Genomic DNA, 16,286 nt, shown 5'->3' with positions numbered 1-16,286 from the left:
ACTGACCCTCATACGCCCCCCGAACTGCCTGAGCTACCAAGCCGTAGACCCGGGGCAGGGCGTTCTGCCATCACCGACCGGCGGAAGCGAAACAATTTGGCCGGACGCCCGCCCGTGGCGGTGGCACTGGCCCCGGTCGGTTCCACCAACTCCGCCTGCTCCACCAACCGGCGGAAATTCTGCTTGTGCAGGCGACGCCCGGAAATCGCCTCGACCGTGCTTTGCAGCTCGGTCAGGGTGAAACTGCCCGGCATCAGCTCGAACACGACCGGGCGATATTTCAATTTGGCCCGCATTCGCGAAATGGCCGTGGCGAGAATGCGGCGATGATCCATTTGCAGCGGCTGACCGAACAGCAATCCCTCGGCAGTTGAAGGCGACAGACCCCGGTCCCGATAATGCTCTTCCACCAGCCCCGCTTCATAGAGTAGCTCATAGCGGTCGAGCACCCGTTCCTCATCCCACACAGCTCCATCAAGTCCGAAGGACAGGCGTAGGCGCTGCTTTGGGCTGAGGCCCTTGTTGCCATCATCTGACGCCCCTTTTGCCCATTGCTGCAGAGCTGGCAAAATCTGGGAATCCAACAGGGCCGGGCGGGCCTCACGCCAATCTTCCCAAGGGAAATAGCGATACCAGCTGTGCCATCGCCCTCCGACAGGGGCCTGCAAATCACTGCGTTCCTCTGCCGCACTGTCATCCCTGTCCCGATAAAGTCGGGTGAGCGCCAGATATCCAATGGATACTTCGTGCGGACTGTTGCTGCCTTCCTCGGTGCGCCGTCCCCTGTCCCCAAAGGTATAGAGCTGTTCCACATAGCCAAGCTTAAGGCCCGTTTGTTGTTCAACCCAGCTGCGCAGACCGGTTTCCAGTGTGCGGTGGTGCAAAGGGTCGAACGGGCCAAAGGGAAGGCCACCACGTCTTTCTTTGTCATCTTGGTGGAGTGGAACAGCGGCAGGGGGTTTTGCTGGCTGACCGACCAATGCCGGATCGACCTCCAGAATCAACGGCATGGTGCCATGCATGGCGATGATCGCTGCATTCAAACCCACCGAAATCGGATGGGTCGGTGAAGAAGGGACTGGATTGGTCACAATGCGTATGGCCTCTTGCATATGCGATCCGCCCAGCGCCGAAGCGGGGCGAATCCATATCCCAAACTATAAGCAAAAGCATGGGCAGGAAAAGGCAAAGATCGATGATCAGCTCATACGGTGGATGCGAGCAAAGGAGCTTGGGCATCTGCTGCCGAGGCGATTGTTACACCCGATGCCGGAATGTGTGGCATTGCAAAGATATTGCCTTCATAACAATCCGCACCGCGACCAATCGTTTCAATCGCATCGACCATGCGTCCATCGCGCCCCATCAACGCATCGGCCAGTGCGATCAGATGCGAATTGGGGGTCGCGCGTGGTGAGGCTTCGCGCAGGGCCTTGGCCAGCTCCATTTCGCTCAGATCTGGTCGCAGGCTGCAAGCGGCAATATAGGCCGACGCCGTCGAGCGGCTGACCCCGGCCCAGCAATGGACAACCAGTGGCGTGGTCCGGTCCCATGCGTGAACAAAGTCGATCAGTTGCTGCACCTGCTGTTCAGACGCCAGCTTGAAGCCGGGCAGGGTGGCAGCAATGTCATTCAGACTGAGACGCAAATGCCGTTCAGGCGCAATGCCGGTCGGGCGCTCCATATCCATTTCCGGGTTGAGCACCGTAACCAGATGGGTCGCTTTGACGTCATCGACAACTTGCTGAAGTTTCGACAGCGAGCAGACATAAAGCATGGTTTGGCCTCCGGGCTCAGGCATCAATCGGGTTGGGCAGCTTTCCGGGACTGGAAAAAGCACCATACTGCTTTTCTACGACAATCGCCCAAGATGGAAGTTAGCCCTTTGGTCGCATCAAGCTTCATGCGGCGTCGAGCGGCGCTCGATGGGAGGTCAGATCAGAGTCCGACAAGGGCAAACGGCTACTTAAGCTGATCATGCAATTGGTGGAACCGCTCAACAAACGCTGTCTGGGCCTTTTGCGTGCTCCAGGGGGTAATCGGCAGATCGCTGGGGTCAATGCCATTGGGGGAGCCAAAGAGTATTTCCGCCTCGGCCTTATCAAATCCGGCCAAATGCACCGCCTCAAAATAGGCAGACACGTGATCGGCACTCTTGATCTGGCGCTTCAGTTCCCGATTGGGATGGGCAGGCAGGCCAAACCGCAAATGGATTGCAGCCTCCAGTTTGGCTTCAATGGCTTTGTAGCCTTCCCCGATGGCGGATTTGAAGGGAGAAATCATATCGCCGATGACATATTCCGGGCCGTCATGTAACAAGGCCATCAGCGCTGCGTCAGCGGGCATGTCGGGAAATTTCTGTCGCATGACCGCCTCGACAATCAAGCTGTGCTGGGCGACAGAGAAGGGATGATTGCCAACCGTCTGTCCATTCCAGCGGGCAACGCGCGCCAGACCGTGCGCGATATCCTCGATCTCCACATCAAATGGAGAAGGGTCGAGAAGATCAAGGCGTCGTCCAGACAACATCCTTTGCCATGCTCTTGGGGGCTGTTTGGGTTTGGGCATCAGAGTCTCCGCATTCAATTGGTCGTTGCTTACCGCAAATGCCTGTCAATGCCTATGACAAAATTTTTCATCCTAACCGTCTTTGCCTGCGGGTTTTCTGCGATCTACGTAGAAATGCGGGGAAGTGTGAAGTGATTTATGTCGTAAAGACTGCTACAAATCTCTAAAAATTTCTACGCTTGTCAAAATTGCGTAAAAAAATGAAAGAAATTGAACAAACGATCTTGTTGAAGGAGATTCTTCAGAGTAAATTCATCTCCCATGATCATTTTAGGATCATCGAACCAATATTGCGCCGGAACAGGCTGCATTTGGTTTGGAAGGAATTTAAGTGGGGACCTAAATTCCTTAGAGAAGGGGCGCGACCTTGGTCGCGCTCCTTTTTTTGTTTTGTCGGCCTTCAACCGCATTTTTCTTGCTAAAGCGGCTGTGGCTTTGACACCCTTGGGGTGACAAATGTCCGAGGGAAATTAAATCTGAGTATGTTTTTCAACAATTAATCCGACACCTGTCGACATGGATAACTTGAAAATGAAACCCAACAATCAAAAGGGTTTATTCAACTTACTTGGAAAAATTCTAATATGTTTCTCTTTCTTAATATCGTAACTTACTGTTTTGTTAGAACTTTCGATTTGACTTTGAGAACCATTCGCATCAGTTTGAGGCCATAACAATTTAGGTGAGAGCCAATCGCCAAACCAAACTGGCAGGCTCAAGCATCCGATCTTGGGCCTTTAACCCATTCGTTGGAGAGAGACATGAAAAAGACAATGCTTGCAGCACTGGCTGCGACACTGGGGGTGAGTGCACCCCTGCCTGCATTGGCCGCTGGCGAGGTCAATATCTATTCCTACCGTCAGCCCTTTCTGATCGAACCGATTCTGGAAGCCTTCACCAAGGAAACCGGTATCCAGACCAACGTTATCTTTGCCAAGAAGGGTCTGGAAGCCCGCATGAAAGCAGAGGGCGAGAACAGCCCCGCCGACCTGCTGCTCTCCGTCGATATTGGCAAGTTGAATGGCGCCAAGCTTGAGGGCGTGGCCCAGCCGGTAAAAAATGCCGTGCTGGAAACCAATATTCCCGCTCAGTATCGCGATGTCGACGGCCAATGGTTTGGTCTAACCACGCGTGCCCGTGTGATCTATGCCTCCAAGGAACGGGTTGAACAGACCAGCATCACCTATGAAGAGCTGGCAGATCCGAAATGGAAAGGCCGTATTTGCACCCGCTCCGGTCAGCATGTTTATACCATCGGCCTGATTGCCTCGATGATCGCCCACAAAGGCGAAGAGGAAACCAAGACATGGCTTGAAGGGGTGAAGGCCAATCTGGCGCGCCGCCCAACCGGCAATGATCGTGCGCAGGTCAAGTCCATCTATGCAGGTGAGTGCGACATTTCTCTGGGCAACACCTATTATATGGGCCAGATGCAAACCAACGACAAAGAGCCTGAACAGAAAGACTGGGCCGAGTCGGTACGCATCCTGTTCCCCAACAGTGAAGATCGCGGTACCCACGTCAACATTTCCGGCGTCCTGTTGGCCAAATACGCTCCCAATAAGGACAATGCCATCAAGTTGATGGAATATCTGGCCTCGGACGCAGCTCAGCATCTCTATGCGGAGGTCAATTTCGAATATCCGGTGCTTGAAAGCGTCGAACCTTCGAAGTTGGTCAAGTCATGGGGCTCATTCAAGGCTGACACGATCTCTTTGAACAAGATTGCAGATGCGCGCACAAAGGCATCCGAGTTGGTCGACATTGTCGACTTTGATGCGGGGCCGAACTGATCGGTCACGCTTCTTCACTCCACCATTCCTGCTGTCCTTTGTTGCCTCGATGACAAAGCCGGCGGGAATGGGGAGACAAGAACGGCAATCAAAGGAGTTTTAAAGAATTGGAAAAAAGAGTTTGTGTCACGCTTTGTGACAGCCTCGATGTCATACTGGTCCTATGATCACGGGGGTATGAGCCCTTTTTCTCCAATAGCGCTTGACAGATTTGGATGCATTTCTGGTCCTCTTGCATCCAGTCGTCTGGAAAGCGCACTTCCCCGAAGTCCCGCATGCGGTGATGAATAGCAGAGCTGGTCCCTTTGCCCTTCAACCGATCACCGTACTGGCAGCATTAGCAGCACATATCTCACCTTGGTGAGATGACTTGTGGGATTTGCACATGAACTTGTCCGGCCAAAGGTCTTTGAAAGCTGGTCCCTTTCAAACACTCCCTCCGGCAAGCGTTTTGTGTCAGTGCCACGATGTCTCCCGACATCGTGGCACTTTCTTTTTGGCCACCTTCTCGAACTTATTGTTGAGGTTTGTTTGATCGCAAAAAGGATCGGCCTGCCTTGATCTTTCTTTGCAAATATCCCTATAAGATGTATGTAACAATCAACAATAGTCGCGACGAGACCGGCCTGTGCCCCACTTTTCTCAAGATCCCGTGCCAGACGCTGTCGATCAGCCCGCCGTGGCAACGCCCGGCCTCTGGCGACTGGTCGCTGTGACACGGCAGAGCGCGGTGGGGTGGGGCCTTTTGTGCCTGTTGACCCTGTTGGTCGTCGCTCCGATCCTGTCGCTTGTCATCATTGCCTTTGGTGATGCCGGGGATGTCTGGCCGCATCTCGTGTCTACCGTCCTGCCGCGTTCGGTGATGACCACCTTCTGGCTGATGCTCGGGGTGGGCAGCCTGACAATGCTGATCGGGGTCTCGACCGCCTGGCTGGTCACCATGTGCCGCTTTCCCGGTCGCTCCATCTTTCAGTGGGCCCTGTTGATTCCACTGGCCATTCCCACCTATATCGTCGCCTATGCCTCGGTCGAGCTGTTGGACTATTCCGGCCCGGCCCAAAGTGCCTTGCGCTGGCTGTTTGGCTTCAAGAATGCCCGCGATTACTGGTTTCCCGAAGTTCGTAGTCTACCCGGTGCGATCCTCGTGATGAGCTTGGTGCTCTACCCTTATATCTATCTGACCACCCGGGCGACCTTTCTGCTTCAGTCGGCCTGTGCGCTGGATGTCTCGCGCACCTTGGGAGCGGGGCCAATCCGTCTGTTCTTTGCTGTTGCTCTGCCGCTTGCCCGCCCGGCCATCGTGGTCGGGGTGACACTTGCCATGATGGAATGCCTCAATGACATCGGTGCGGTCGAGTTTTTCGGGGTCAAGACCCTGACTTTCAGTGTCTATGACACATGGTTAAACCGCTCCAGCCTTGCAGGAGCTGCACAGATTTCGACCGTGATGCTGCTGTTTGTGCTGATGCTTTTGTGGTTGGAACGCAATGGCCGACGACAGCAGCGCTTTGCGGTAACCACCCGTCGCTATCAGGCCTTGCCCAGCTTCCACCTGACCGGGCTTCGCGGCGCCTGCGCTGTGGCAATCTGTGCTCTGCCGATTTTTCTCGGCTTTCTCCTGCCTGCGATGGTGCTGACCCGCTCGGTATTTCTCAATTGGCAAGACAATCTGACAGCCGATTTTCTTTCGGCAATGGGCAACTCCCTGTTTCTGGCGACAGCTGCGGCGATCCTGACTACCATGATCGGCACCAGTCTTGCCTATGTCGCGCGCATCCAGAAAAGCCAACTTGCCGAAGCCATCACCCGCACCTCGGCCATTGGCTATGCGGTGCCCGGCACCGTGCTTGCCGTGGGCATTCTCATTCCGGTTGCCATGCTGGACAATTTTATCGCTTCGACCATGAAACAATGGTTCGGCATCGCCACCGGCCTGATCATCATCAGTTCTGGTGCAGCGATGCTCTATGCCTATTGCGTGCGCTTCATGGCGATGTCTTACGGGGCAGGGGAAACCGGATTGCAACGCATATCGCCCAACCTCGAGGCCGCAGCCAGAACCCTTGGTCGCTCGCCCATGCGTACGCTGATCGAAATCGACCTGCCAATGATCCGTCCGGCTTTGATCTCCGGCGCGTTGCTGGTTTTTGTCGATGTGATGAAAGAACTGCCCGCCACCATCTTGCTCCGCCCGTTCAATTTCGACACATTGGCCACGTTGGTCTATGGTCAGGCGTCGCTTGAAGCCTTTGAGAAGGGCTCGTTGGCCGCGCTTTCCATCGTGCTGGTCGGCATCGTGCCGGTGATCCTTTTGTCACGCACAGCCAATAGGTCGCACGCGAACTAGGTCTTTGGCGCTGCAGTGCAGAGGTGGCACCTGCTTGGCCATCAAGGGAACTGGCGGGAAAAAGGCAACCCGGCAAAGCCGGGTTATTGAGTTGACGGAATGCACGACCTTATCGCCAGCCGCTTCACAAGTCAGGTCATATTCCTCACCATTCCTCTAGGCGCTTGGGGACCAGAATGCGCCCTGACATTGTAGTTCCAGTTTATATGTATTCTCGCTTGCGGAGAACATAAAATTTTATTTGATTTCTAATATTCGAAACAATTTGTTACTCGGTTCACCTAGCGAAGGGAAAAAGGTAAACCGTCTCGGCCTTTAGATGAATCTGGATCAATCCGGGCTTGTAAATTGGACAAACACTTGTAAGTCTGTCACCGCTCCGGTTCGCAAGTCATTTTGCCTCTTTTGCCGCCGGGATGGACGGTTGGGGACAACAAAGGACAAAGCAAGTGAGCGGGAAATTACCACTATGACAAGAGCCTTCGTTTGTCATCTTGGGCTGTCACGCTGGCTTCCATCATCGTGTCTCGATGAGCGGCTGAGTCCAGTGAAACGTCAATGAACCGGAAACAGGAGTTAGATCCGGCAAGCTCCGCTAGCAGGAGCGCCGGGTCGAATGTGGGAGAACACAATGAAAAAGGTTTATGCCAGCGCTGCTGAAGCGCTGGAAGGGCTGGTATTCGATGGCATGACAATCGCTGTCGGTGGTTTCGGCTTGTGCGGCATTCCGGAGAATCTCATTCTGGCCTTGCGCGAAACCGGCGTAAAGGACATCACGGTTGTCTCAAACAATTGCGGCATTGATGATTTTGGCATGGGCCTGTTGCTCAAAACCCGCCAGATCAAGAAGATGGTGTCTTCCTATGTTGGGGAGAATGCCGAATTCATGCGCCAATATTTGTCTGGCGAGCTGGAGCTTGAATTCAATCCCCAAGGCACGTTGGCCGAGCGTCTGCGCGCAGGTGGGGCCGGGATTCCGGGCTTCTATACCAAAACCGGTGTTGGCACGATCATTGCCGAGGGCAAGGAACATAAGGACTTTGACGGCGAAACCTACATTCTCGAGCGCGGCATCAAGACCGATCTGGCTTTGGTCAAGGCATGGCGCGGTGATGAGAAGGGCAATCTGACCTACCGCAAGACCGCCATGAATTTCAATCCCGAATGCGCGACGGCTGGCAAGGTGACCTTGGCTGAGGTCGAGGAAATTGTCGACACCGGCTCTCTCGACAAAATGGCCATCCATACCCCTGAAATATTCGTTCAGCGCATTATTCAGGGTGAGCACGAAAAACGCATCGAACAACGCACTGTACGTGCCAGCTAAGGGGAGAGACGGATATGGCATGGACACGCGATCAAATGGCCGAACGCGCAGCGCAGGAACTGCAGGACGGCTTTTACGTCAATCTCGGCATTGGCATTCCCACCCTCGTTGCCAACTATGTCGGCGACAAGGAAATCACCCTCCAGTCGGAGAATGGCATGCTCGGCATGGGGCCGTTCCCGACCGAGGATGAAGTGGATGCCGACCTGATCAATGCGGGCAAACAGACCATCACCGAACTGAAGCGCTCATCCTATTTCTCCTCCTCCCAGTCCTTCGGCATGATCCGTGGCGGTCACATCGACCTGTCGGTGCTGGGCGCAATGGAAGTGGCAGAAAATGGTGATCTCGCCAACTGGATGATCCCCGGCAAGCTGGTCAAAGGCATGGGCGGTGCGATGGATCTGGTCTCTGGCGTCAAGAAAATCGTCGTCGTGATGGACCACACCAACAAGAAGGGTGAGAGCAAGATCCTCAAGCAATGCACTTTGCCACTGACCGGCAAGGGCGTTGTCGATCTGATCATCACCGATCTTGGTGTGATGCAAGTGCGCCCGGACGGGCTTGCGCTGATCCAGCTGGCACCAGACGTCACTGTCGATGAAGTCGAGGCGAAAACCGACGCCAACCTGATCATTGATTTGAAGAACTGACACGGCGTTCCCACATTCTGACCAAACTTGGCCCGCGCTGCTCCTGCAGTGCGGGCTTTTGCGTTTCCAGAAAGGCAAAAAGCGAGAAAACTCACGCATTCGTGACCAGAAACAGCAGCCGCTTGTCTTTACCCATCATGTTTTTTGCCGGTTAAATGAAAGACGGCATCGGGAGAGGGCCGGCGCATGATGACCAGATCAATGCCAATCAGTGGCTCGACAATGGGTCTTCGCTTCAAGTTGGGCCAGACATTGAGTCAAACAATGAACCGGATGGGGCTTTGGGCTTTTTGGGGTGCCTTGCACTGTGTCTTTGCCACCTTTGTATCGCTGATATCGCCTTCGGCCGCCTTGGCCGCAAAAATCGAACAGAAGACCGAGGTGCGGGACTATCGTGTCTATGGCACCACGCCGGGGCAGCTGGTCTCATACATGAAAAGGCGCCCGTTCCGCGGTGACAATGGCCCTGCAATGGCCAACATCAGGCCACGTTACAAGCTCAAAACCGCAACGGCCAAATCTCCCAAGGGGTGTAAGGTCAAGCGTGTGCATCTCAGCATTCGCTTCATCATGACGCTGCCCCGTTCCATGGAGGCACGCAAACAGGATCGCAAAACAAAATATGCCTGGCGCAGTTTTCGGGCATTTGCTCGCCGTCACGAGGAGCGGCATCGCCAGATCTATCTCTCCTGCGCACGGCGCTTTGTGCGTCAGGCCACGCGCCTTGCCCCGCAGCGACAATGTCGAACATTGACCCGTCAGGTCAAGAAACTGCTCAAGGAGCAGGAGAAGGCATGTGATCGCAAGCATCTTGCCTTTGACCGTCGCGACTTCCCAAGAGTGCCAGCCCTACCGCTCTTCCGGCATGCCCGTTTCGAAAAGACCCACAACAGCCGCACCCGGCACCGTGCGTCTCGCACCAGCGCTCGAACACCTCGAATGCGTCGGGCTGCCCGCCGGTAAGCAACCGCAAAATGCCCGGATTGCTCCACAAATTCAGCACTATATCGCCCCCTACAGGGCTTTGCGCTTGTATCCCTGAAAGCGGAGCGTTATTGAGTCAAGAAGACATCCTTGCCTTGTCTGTCCTTGCATCCGCATCCGACTCTTGGCAGCCTGTTTTGCACCAGAGTTGCAGCAAGCAGCCGGGCAGGGCAGGTCAGAAGGAGAGAGGCTGCGATAGGCGTCGGTACTGAGGATTTGCGGCTACCGATTGCAGCACAGTGGGGAAAGGACGGCAGTTCCATGTCGCGGACGTTGCGTATCAGGATTTTTTGGACATTTTCGGCCTTCCTCATCATGTTGATAGGGCTGATTGTCGCGACGCCTCATCTGATCAACACGCAGGTGGTCAAAAACCAGATTTCGCGCCAGATTTCCGACTGGATGGGCCTGCCGGTTATTGTCCGCGGCGAACCCATCGTAACGGTCTTTCCCTATATCACCTTCAAGCTGAAGAATGTGCAGGTTGCCTCCCGCATCGGCCTTGATGAACCCGATTTGGTTTCGATGGAGGTGTTGCGGGCTGAAATGTACTGGTTGCCGATGCTGATCGGCAAATTTCAGGTACGGCGTTTCCATCTGGACAATCCGAAATTCGAGTTTGTGCGCAATCAAGCGGGGCAAACCTCATGGGACATGACCGGCGGTTCGCTGATTTCCAACGACCCCGACGATGGTCGCCTGAAACTGTCCGACATTTCCCTTGGCCGCTTTGTCATCACCAATGGCAGTGCCCACATTCAGGATCACAAAACCGGATGGGACGAACAGCTCGACGCGATCAATCTTTCCTTTGATTGGCCAAATACCGGGGAAGCCGCGTCTTTGAATGGCTCCGTTGTATGGCGTGAGCAGCCGGTGAACTATTCCGTTCGCTCCGGCAATCCGATGGATCTGTTTGGAGGGGGCCTGTCTCCGGTCTCGCTGGCAATCAAGTCGCCCATGTTTGAAGCGTCCCTTGATGGCTCGGCCGCCACCATGGCGCAATTGCAGCTGGAGGGTGATTTCGCCTTCGAGACCACTTCGTTGCGCGCATTGCTCGACTGGCTGGGCAAGCCGTTGCCTCCCGGTGCAGGCTTTGGGCCTGCTGCCTTGAAGGCGCGGGCCAATTCCGTCGATGCATCCGTGTCTTTCTCGGACATGACCTTGAGCCTCGATGATCAGCGCGCCGATGGAGTGATACAGCTTGATTTCCGTCGTGATCGCCCGATGGTGCAAGGCACGCTGGCCAGTGATCGACTGGATCTCGGCCCATATCTGGCCTATTTCGATCAGGACCGCTCGTTGCTCGATATCAGTGTCTCCGCTGAGGATCTGTTGCGCACCGATCTCGATATACGCCTCTCCACGGACAACCTTCTGGCCGCACCTTTGCGCTTTGGCCGGACGGCGGCGTCGCTTGTCACCCGCAACAGCCAGCTGGCTTTTTCCATCGGGGAAACCTATGCCTATGGTGGCCGCCTGGAAGCCAGCCTCGATTTGCATCCTGCCAAAAGCAATCCCGAAAGCATGTATGGCCATCTTCGTGCCAAGGCCAATGGAGTGCTGGCGGGCACCTTTGCCCGCGAACTTGCCAATACTGAACTTGTTACCGGCACGACGCTGGTCGAATTGGATGTCGAGGGCGAAGGGCAGACCGTGCGCGAAATGGCCAATCAGGCTGCGGGGGAAATATCCCTTGTGGTCACCGAAGGCGGTTTCGAGCACTTTAATCTTGATCGCCTTGAGACCAGTTTGAAGAATGCCGCGGATCCCTTGAGTGAAGAGGCGACCAAAGACCTCTATCAGGGTGGCACCGAATTTGATGTTCTCTCGGTGCGTGCCGCCTTGCAGGGCAAGGCGCTCAATCTCAATGATGTCCGGCTAACCTCTGGCAAACGGGCGATCAAGGGAGATGCACGTATCTCTCTGTCCGACATGGCTGTTGATGCCCCTGCGACCCTGTTGCTTTATGACAGCGCGGATCCAGCAACGCACGCCACGGATGAGGCCGCGACAAAGTTTCCGTTTCGCCTCAAGGGTCCGCTGGCAGAGCCGGTTCTGAGCCGACCGACTCAGGCACAGCCTCAGGCCCCCGCGCAGCAAGAGACAACCGCAACATCTCAGACGCCAGCCTCAGATTTGGAACCGGCCTTGACCTCTGCGCCAGAGACAGAAGCAAATGACGCTTCCCGCCAGCCGTTGACATCACCGGCTGATCAGGCGCCTGCCCCTGTTATTGTGGTCGAGGAGACCCCGCCAACAGATGCAGGGCAGGCCGAACAAAGCACCACAGAGAAGCTGAAAGAAGCCATCGGAGATGCTGTCAACGGGCTGTTTCAGAGCGATAGCGCGTCGGATGGTGATCGCCTCACTCCCAAGGGTGATTTCTGATATAGGGGTGGCCTTCATCGTTAACCGATGGTTACCTCTTCGCTGGTACGCTACCTTGGCAATGGCACGAAAGGCCCAAAGACAGCATCAGCGTTTCTCTGGCCTCTGTCCAATCCCACTGTGGTCTGGACTGACTGCCTTTGACATCAATTTCTGATCAGAAAACCGCACGAGAGGAGAGGACCATGCGTTTTGCCAGAATGCTGTCCAATTTGGGCAAGGCCCTGCTCGCGTCGCTGGTGACCGGAACCGTACTGACATTTCTGGGCATTACGACAAAAGATATCTTTCCCGGCATGTCGAGCTATATCGACCAGCTCACAGATGCCCTCGAACTGACCATCAACTGGTTGGTGATCTGGGCTGTACCCAACACGCTGGTTGGCATGGTGGTGATCATGCCGATCTGGGTGGTCCTGAGCCTGTTTGGTCCCAAGAGCTGACGCATATGCGCTAAAAGGGAGACGTGTCCGCTAGGCGTTGTCGCCTCGCTTGGACGGGTCAATCCAACGCTCCATCACCTGCGTTTCGCTCACATTGTAGCCCAGATCCTCATAGAAGCGGATCACCTTTTCATTGCCCGTGCGCACCATCAGGTGGGCTTTCCAGATGCCTTTGGCCAACAGCCACTCTTCGGCGGCCCGCAGTAACTGCTTTCCAAATCCCTGTCCCTGCTGGTCCGGAGTAACTGCCAGATAATAGAACCATCCCCGGTGGCCATCATGGCCGACCATGATGGTTCCGATCGCATGCGTCGGATCACAGCCGCTCTCCGGCGAGAAGGCGATCAGGATATGAGATGATGGCTTGTCGAGCGCAAAGCCAAAATCATTGTCCGGGTCATTCCATGGCCGTGTCAGGTCACAGGCACGCCACAGGGCAATCACCGCGTCTCTGTCTTGCTTTGATGCTTCACGAATGATCAGGCTGGTCATTGGTATCTTCACTTGTCTTTGATTGGGGAGGCTGCAAGCACCTTGCCCGGATTGAGCAAGCCCTTCGGGTCGAGCAGGTCCTTGATCTGGTGCATCAGTTCCATTTCAACCGGGTCTTTGACATCGGGCAGAAGATCACGCTTCAAGGTGCCGATGCCATGTTCGGCGGAGATCGAACCGCCCATCTCCATCACGATGGCATGGACAATCTCGTTGATCTCTTCCCAGCGGTCCAGAAAGGCCGCCTTGTCCGCCCCCACGGGCTGGGAGAGGTTGAAATGCAGATTTCCGTCGCCCATATGGCCGAACGCCACCGGACGGCAACCCGGAATGGCTGCTTCGCACGCTGCCAGAGCCTGATCAAGAAAAGCCGGAATGGCGCTGACAGGCACGGAAATATCGTGCTTGATCGAGCCGCCTTCTTCCTTTTGCACTTCGCTCATGCCATGGCGAACATGCCAGAAGTCCATCGCCTGCTGTTTATTTTCAGCCAAGGCTCCATCAACCACATGGCCCGCCTCAAAGGCCTCGGACAGAATGGCTTCGATCAGAGCGCGCCCGTCAACCGCGTTTGAGAAAATGGACAATTCCAGCAGACAGTACCATGGATAGCTGTCGCTCAGCGGGTCCCGTGCTCCCTGCAGATGGCGAATGGCAAACTCCACCCCCATACGGGGCATCAGTTCAAACCCGGTCAACATCGACCCGGCATGGGACTGCGCCAGATTAAACAGTTCGAGAGCCTGCTGCGGGCTTTCAACCGCCACGAAGCCGACCTGCTGGTCGCGCGGGCTGGGATAGAGCTTCAACGATGCCGCCGTGATGATGCCCAATGTTCCTTCCGCTCCGATGAACAGATGCTTGAGGTCATATCCGGTATTGTCCTTGCGCAGACTGCGCAACCCGTTCCAGATCCGGCCATCGGGCAAGACCACTTCCAACCCCAGCACCAGATCGCGGGCATTGCCGTAGGCCAGAACGGCTGTACCGCCTGCATTGGTCGACAGATTGCCGCCGATCTGGCAGGAGCCCTGCGCCCCGAGTGAAAGTGGAAACAACCGGTCAACTTCTTGTGCTGAAATCTGGACAGTTTCCAGTATCACCCCGGCTTCGGCGACCACTACATTGCTCAGGGGATCCATTGACCGGATGCGGTTCAGTCGCTCGGTTGACAGAATAATCTGACGCCCCGTGCGATCCGTGATCTGTCCACCAACCAGCCCGGTATTGCCCCCCTGTGGCACGATGGCGACATCAAGCGCATTTGCGAGTTTGATGCAGGCACTGACCTGTTCGGTGGTTGTTGGTCTGAGAACGAGAGGGCAGACGCCAAAAAACTTGTTTCGCCATTCCCGGCAATAGCTTTCTATGTCGCTTGGGTCCGTCAGGCAGTTGGCAGTACCCAGCAGCGTTTGAAACTGGGCAATGATGGCTGGATCCAAAGAGGACACAGCTTGGCAGGAACGGGAAGTATCTGTCACGGATCTGATCACTCGGTGGGCACGGATGGGTGCCGGAGAAGGGAGGGAACAGGCAGACCTGAGGATTGCCTTGCGTCTGCCCCTGATTGGTTTCAAATGTAGCAGAAGCAAATTACAGTAAGCAATCCATGGCGAAAGCCCTTCGTCATTGGGAGCAGTGTCAATGGCGGGCGGGTCCGGATAATTGACTAGGGTGAGCGCCTGCTTTTGGGTCCAAGGATTGACCTAAAGGTATGTTAATAGCGAGTTAAACTTTTAAAACTTTTTCTTCCGCCGCGACATATGGCCTAGGGTCGCTAGATTTTGGATGTCAAGTCTTTTAACGCACCGGAGAATGTGTCACTTCTAGCTAAGTTAAAATCGAATCACTTATGACCAATATGATGAAGTGGGCAACCCGCAATTGTTCGATAGTGGAAAACCCTTATGAGTGTAATCGATTTTGACCCAGTTACGCACAGAAGGACGCTTAATTTGTTCTACAAATGATGCGATTATTACCAAATTTAGACGGATTGGTACGAAAAGTTGGAAAAGTTGCCAAGATTGTCTATACAATTGCGTTGCACAATATAACTGCATCACAGCAAGGGGACAGCTGGATGCCTACATTAGGTATATCAAATCGAAAGAGGCCTGTTCAGCGTATGAACAGTGCTCATCGACAGGTGGAAATTGTCAATGCGGCCTTTGACTGCATCGCGACAACTGGCCATTTGTCACTCTCAACAACGGAACTGGCTTACAAGGTTGGCATTTCTCAGCCTGCCATTTTCCGTCACTTCCGTTCGAAACAGCAACTTCATCAGGCTATTCTGGACGAAGCCAATAAGCGTGTGATCGAGGACTTGAAAAGCCTGATCGGTCATTCCGAACGTTGGAATGATCCATACGATCTCTTGCAGGATGTCGTCGTTCAAATGGGCGTTGGTTTTGAACGCGCTCCGGGCGTCTGGCTCACATTGATCTGCCAACGCAGCATTGCTGCGGAAGCCGAGATTGCCAGCGAAGAACGGCGACCGACTGGCAACAAATGCGCCATCACGCAGCTGTCTTTCGCCCTGCAGCGCCTTTGCAATGCGGCCATTGAAAACAAGCAGCTTGTTGCTTCCACACAGCCGGAAATCATGAGCAATACGTTCATTTCTTTGCTGTTTGGTATCGGTCAGCTGTGGCTCAACAACGGATGTGACTTCAACATCAAGGAGCATCTGGAATTGTCGGTAAAGGGCATTCTTGCGGGCCATATGGTAAAGTTGGAAAGCCCAGAGCGCCGGATGTCAGCGATCGCTTGATATCTTCGCGAAGGGGGCGACTTTACCCAAGTGAAGTTGGCTTAAGATCTCAAAAGCCGGGTGCAGGCCGCACCCGGCTTTATTGCGTTTGTGGCTGTGTTCTCCGTCGCTTTCATCGCTGCTGAGACGAAGTGTTTCACTTGTCTATTTCCTGTCCCTCCCAATTTAAGGGCAGTTGCCAAACCTGTTTCACGGACCAGTCGATTGTCTCGTTCCTTTGCCTTTTTTGTGGCTCGACCATGACGCGGTTAAGAAACTGTAACAAAGATTGAGCATAGCTCTTCATCGGCTGTCCATTTTGGCATTGCTTTTTCGGCATCACATGATGGATAAAAGCCGGACTAAAGGCGAAGTGGTTCACACCGGAATCATCCAGCGCAGCTCCTTCTTTCAGAAAACTGCGTATCTCGCACACATTACCAAGGTGACTTGACCTTGAGCACTGCGCCCGTGCTGTTGCAGCTTTGGCGTGTCTCAAGTTTGGTGTCATTCCATCAGTGGCAACAAATGCG

14 protein-coding genes are annotated in these 16,286 nt (G+C 54.7%); 8 read left to right on the top strand and 6 right to left on the bottom strand.

The genetic code is table 11. The annotated features are described in order from the left end of the window. Positions 1-8: 8 nt before the first annotated feature. From FDK21_RS12240 to FDK21_RS12230, 3 genes are all read right to left on the bottom strand, one after another. The gene (locus FDK21_RS12240; protein ID WP_246657577.1) at positions 9-1,022 is read right to left on the bottom strand and encodes an NAD regulator; all 1,014 of its coding nucleotides are present in this window, start codon (positions 1,020-1,022) and stop codon (positions 9-11) included. A 182-nt stretch (positions 1,023-1,204) separates the two neighbouring features. Further along, complete coding sequence (locus FDK21_RS12235; protein ID WP_348639247.1) at positions 1,205-1,843, bottom strand: tyrosine phosphatase family protein; 639 nt, start codon at positions 1,841-1,843, stop codon at positions 1,205-1,207. 119 nt (positions 1,844-1,962) lie between these two features. Continuing rightward, on the bottom strand, positions 1,963-2,568 hold the full coding sequence (locus FDK21_RS12230) for an HD family hydrolase (RefSeq protein ID WP_138148722.1): 606 nt from the start codon (positions 2,566-2,568) through the stop codon (positions 1,963-1,965). A gap of 773 nt (positions 2,569-3,341) precedes the next feature. Here FDK21_RS12230 and FDK21_RS12225 point away from each other — a divergent pair. The 7 genes from FDK21_RS12225 to FDK21_RS12195 all read left to right on the top strand — a co-directional run bounded on the left by FDK21_RS12225 (position 3,342) and on the right by FDK21_RS12195 (position 12,506). Continuing rightward, positions 3,342-4,361 carry a Fe(3+) ABC transporter substrate-binding protein gene (locus tag FDK21_RS12225; protein ID WP_210238780.1) on the top strand — a complete coding sequence of 340 codons (1,020 nt, stop codon included), beginning with the start codon at positions 3,342-3,344 and terminating at the stop codon, positions 4,359-4,361. Positions 4,362-4,989: 628 nt separating this feature from the next. Then, entirely contained in the window at positions 4,990-6,708 is a 1,719-nt protein-coding gene (locus FDK21_RS12220; protein ID WP_246657565.1) for an iron ABC transporter permease, read from the top strand. A gap of 631 nt (positions 6,709-7,339) precedes the next feature. Next, positions 7,340-8,035 carry a CoA transferase subunit A gene (locus tag FDK21_RS12215; protein WP_114009911.1) on the top strand — a complete coding sequence of 232 codons (696 nt, stop codon included), beginning with the start codon at positions 7,340-7,342 and terminating at the stop codon, positions 8,033-8,035. Positions 8,036-8,049: 14 nt separating this feature from the next. After that, positions 8,050-8,688, top strand: coding sequence for a 3-oxoacid CoA-transferase subunit B (locus FDK21_RS12210; protein ID WP_114009912.1), 639 nt, complete (start codon positions 8,050-8,052; stop codon positions 8,686-8,688). A 186-nt stretch (positions 8,689-8,874) separates the two neighbouring features. Then, positions 8,875-9,651, top strand: coding sequence for a DUF922 domain-containing protein (locus FDK21_RS12205; protein WP_138148720.1), 777 nt, complete (start codon positions 8,875-8,877; stop codon positions 9,649-9,651). Positions 9,652-9,933: 282 nt separating this feature from the next. After that, positions 9,934-12,063, top strand: a complete 2,130-nt coding sequence (locus tag FDK21_RS12200; RefSeq protein ID WP_138148719.1) for an AsmA family protein — start codon at positions 9,934-9,936, stop codon at positions 12,061-12,063. A 185-nt stretch (positions 12,064-12,248) separates the two neighbouring features. Continuing rightward, a complete protein-coding gene (locus FDK21_RS12195; protein ID WP_114009915.1) occupies positions 12,249-12,506 on the top strand; it encodes a hypothetical protein in 258 nt (85 codons plus the stop codon). Between the two features lie 30 nt (positions 12,507-12,536). Here FDK21_RS12195 and FDK21_RS12190 read toward each other — a convergent pair whose 3' ends face one another. Together FDK21_RS12190 and FDK21_RS12185 are read right to left on the bottom strand one after the other, a co-directional pair. Beyond that, positions 12,537-12,998: a GNAT family acetyltransferase gene (locus tag FDK21_RS12190; protein WP_138148718.1), complete on the bottom strand. Its 462-nt coding sequence runs from the start codon at positions 12,996-12,998 to the stop codon at positions 12,537-12,539. An 8-nt stretch (positions 12,999-13,006) separates the two neighbouring features. Further along, on the bottom strand, positions 13,007-14,479 hold the full coding sequence (locus FDK21_RS12185) for an FAD-binding oxidoreductase (protein WP_246657564.1): 1,473 nt from the start codon (positions 14,477-14,479) through the stop codon (positions 13,007-13,009). Between the two features lie 485 nt (positions 14,480-14,964). Here FDK21_RS12185 and FDK21_RS12180 point away from each other — a divergent pair, with 485 nt between their 5' ends. Further along, positions 14,965-15,774 (top strand): TetR/AcrR family transcriptional regulator, encoded by an 810-nt coding sequence (locus FDK21_RS12180; protein ID WP_114009918.1) that lies wholly within the window; start codon positions 14,965-14,967, stop codon positions 15,772-15,774. Between the two features lie 136 nt (positions 15,775-15,910). On the opposite strand, the gene FDK21_RS12175 is transcribed toward FDK21_RS12180, so the two are convergent. Next, a complete protein-coding gene (locus FDK21_RS12175) occupies positions 15,911-16,252 on the bottom strand; it encodes a hypothetical protein (protein WP_138148717.1) in 342 nt (113 codons plus the stop codon). Positions 16,253-16,286: the final 34 nt, after the last annotated feature.

The sequence above is a fragment of the Cohaesibacter sp. CAU 1516 genome (assembly GCF_005771485.1).
GTDB classification, from domain to species: Bacteria; Pseudomonadota; Alphaproteobacteria; order Rhizobiales; family Cohaesibacteraceae; genus Cohaesibacter; species Cohaesibacter intestini.
Note: the sequence above shows the minus strand (reverse complement) of the source record. Positions and strands in the feature narration are given on the sequence as shown.

What these genes read in the sequence shown, in the direction of transcription:
- FDK21_RS12240 (WP_246657577.1), bottom strand. Translation starts at nt 1,022, where the DNA reads ATGCATGGCACCATGCCGTTGATTCTGGAGGTCGATCCGGCATTGGTC.
- FDK21_RS12235 (WP_348639247.1), bottom strand. Translation starts at nt 1,843, where the DNA reads ATGGTGCTTTTTCCAGTCCCGGAAAGCTGCCCAACCCGATTGATGCCT.
- FDK21_RS12230 (WP_138148722.1), bottom strand. Translation starts at nt 2,568, where the DNA reads ATGCCCAAACCCAAACAGCCCCCAAGAGCATGGCAAAGGATGTTGTCT.
- FDK21_RS12225 (WP_210238780.1), top strand. Translation starts at nt 3,342, where the DNA reads ATGCTTGCAGCACTGGCTGCGACACTGGGGGTGAGTGCACCCCTGCCT.
- FDK21_RS12215 (WP_114009911.1), top strand. Translation starts at nt 7,340, where the DNA reads ATGAAAAAGGTTTATGCCAGCGCTGCTGAAGCGCTGGAAGGGCTGGTA.
- FDK21_RS12210 (WP_114009912.1), top strand. Translation starts at nt 8,050, where the DNA reads ATGGCATGGACACGCGATCAAATGGCCGAACGCGCAGCGCAGGAACTG.
- FDK21_RS12205 (WP_138148720.1), top strand. Translation starts at nt 8,875, where the DNA reads ATGATGACCAGATCAATGCCAATCAGTGGCTCGACAATGGGTCTTCGC.
- FDK21_RS12200 (WP_138148719.1), top strand. Translation starts at nt 9,934, where the DNA reads ATGTCGCGGACGTTGCGTATCAGGATTTTTTGGACATTTTCGGCCTTC.
- FDK21_RS12195 (WP_114009915.1), top strand. Translation starts at nt 12,249, where the DNA reads ATGCGTTTTGCCAGAATGCTGTCCAATTTGGGCAAGGCCCTGCTCGCG.
- FDK21_RS12190 (WP_138148718.1), bottom strand. Translation starts at nt 12,998, where the DNA reads ATGACCAGCCTGATCATTCGTGAAGCATCAAAGCAAGACAGAGACGCG.
- FDK21_RS12180 (WP_114009918.1), top strand. Translation starts at nt 14,965, where the DNA reads ATGATGCGATTATTACCAAATTTAGACGGATTGGTACGAAAAGTTGGA.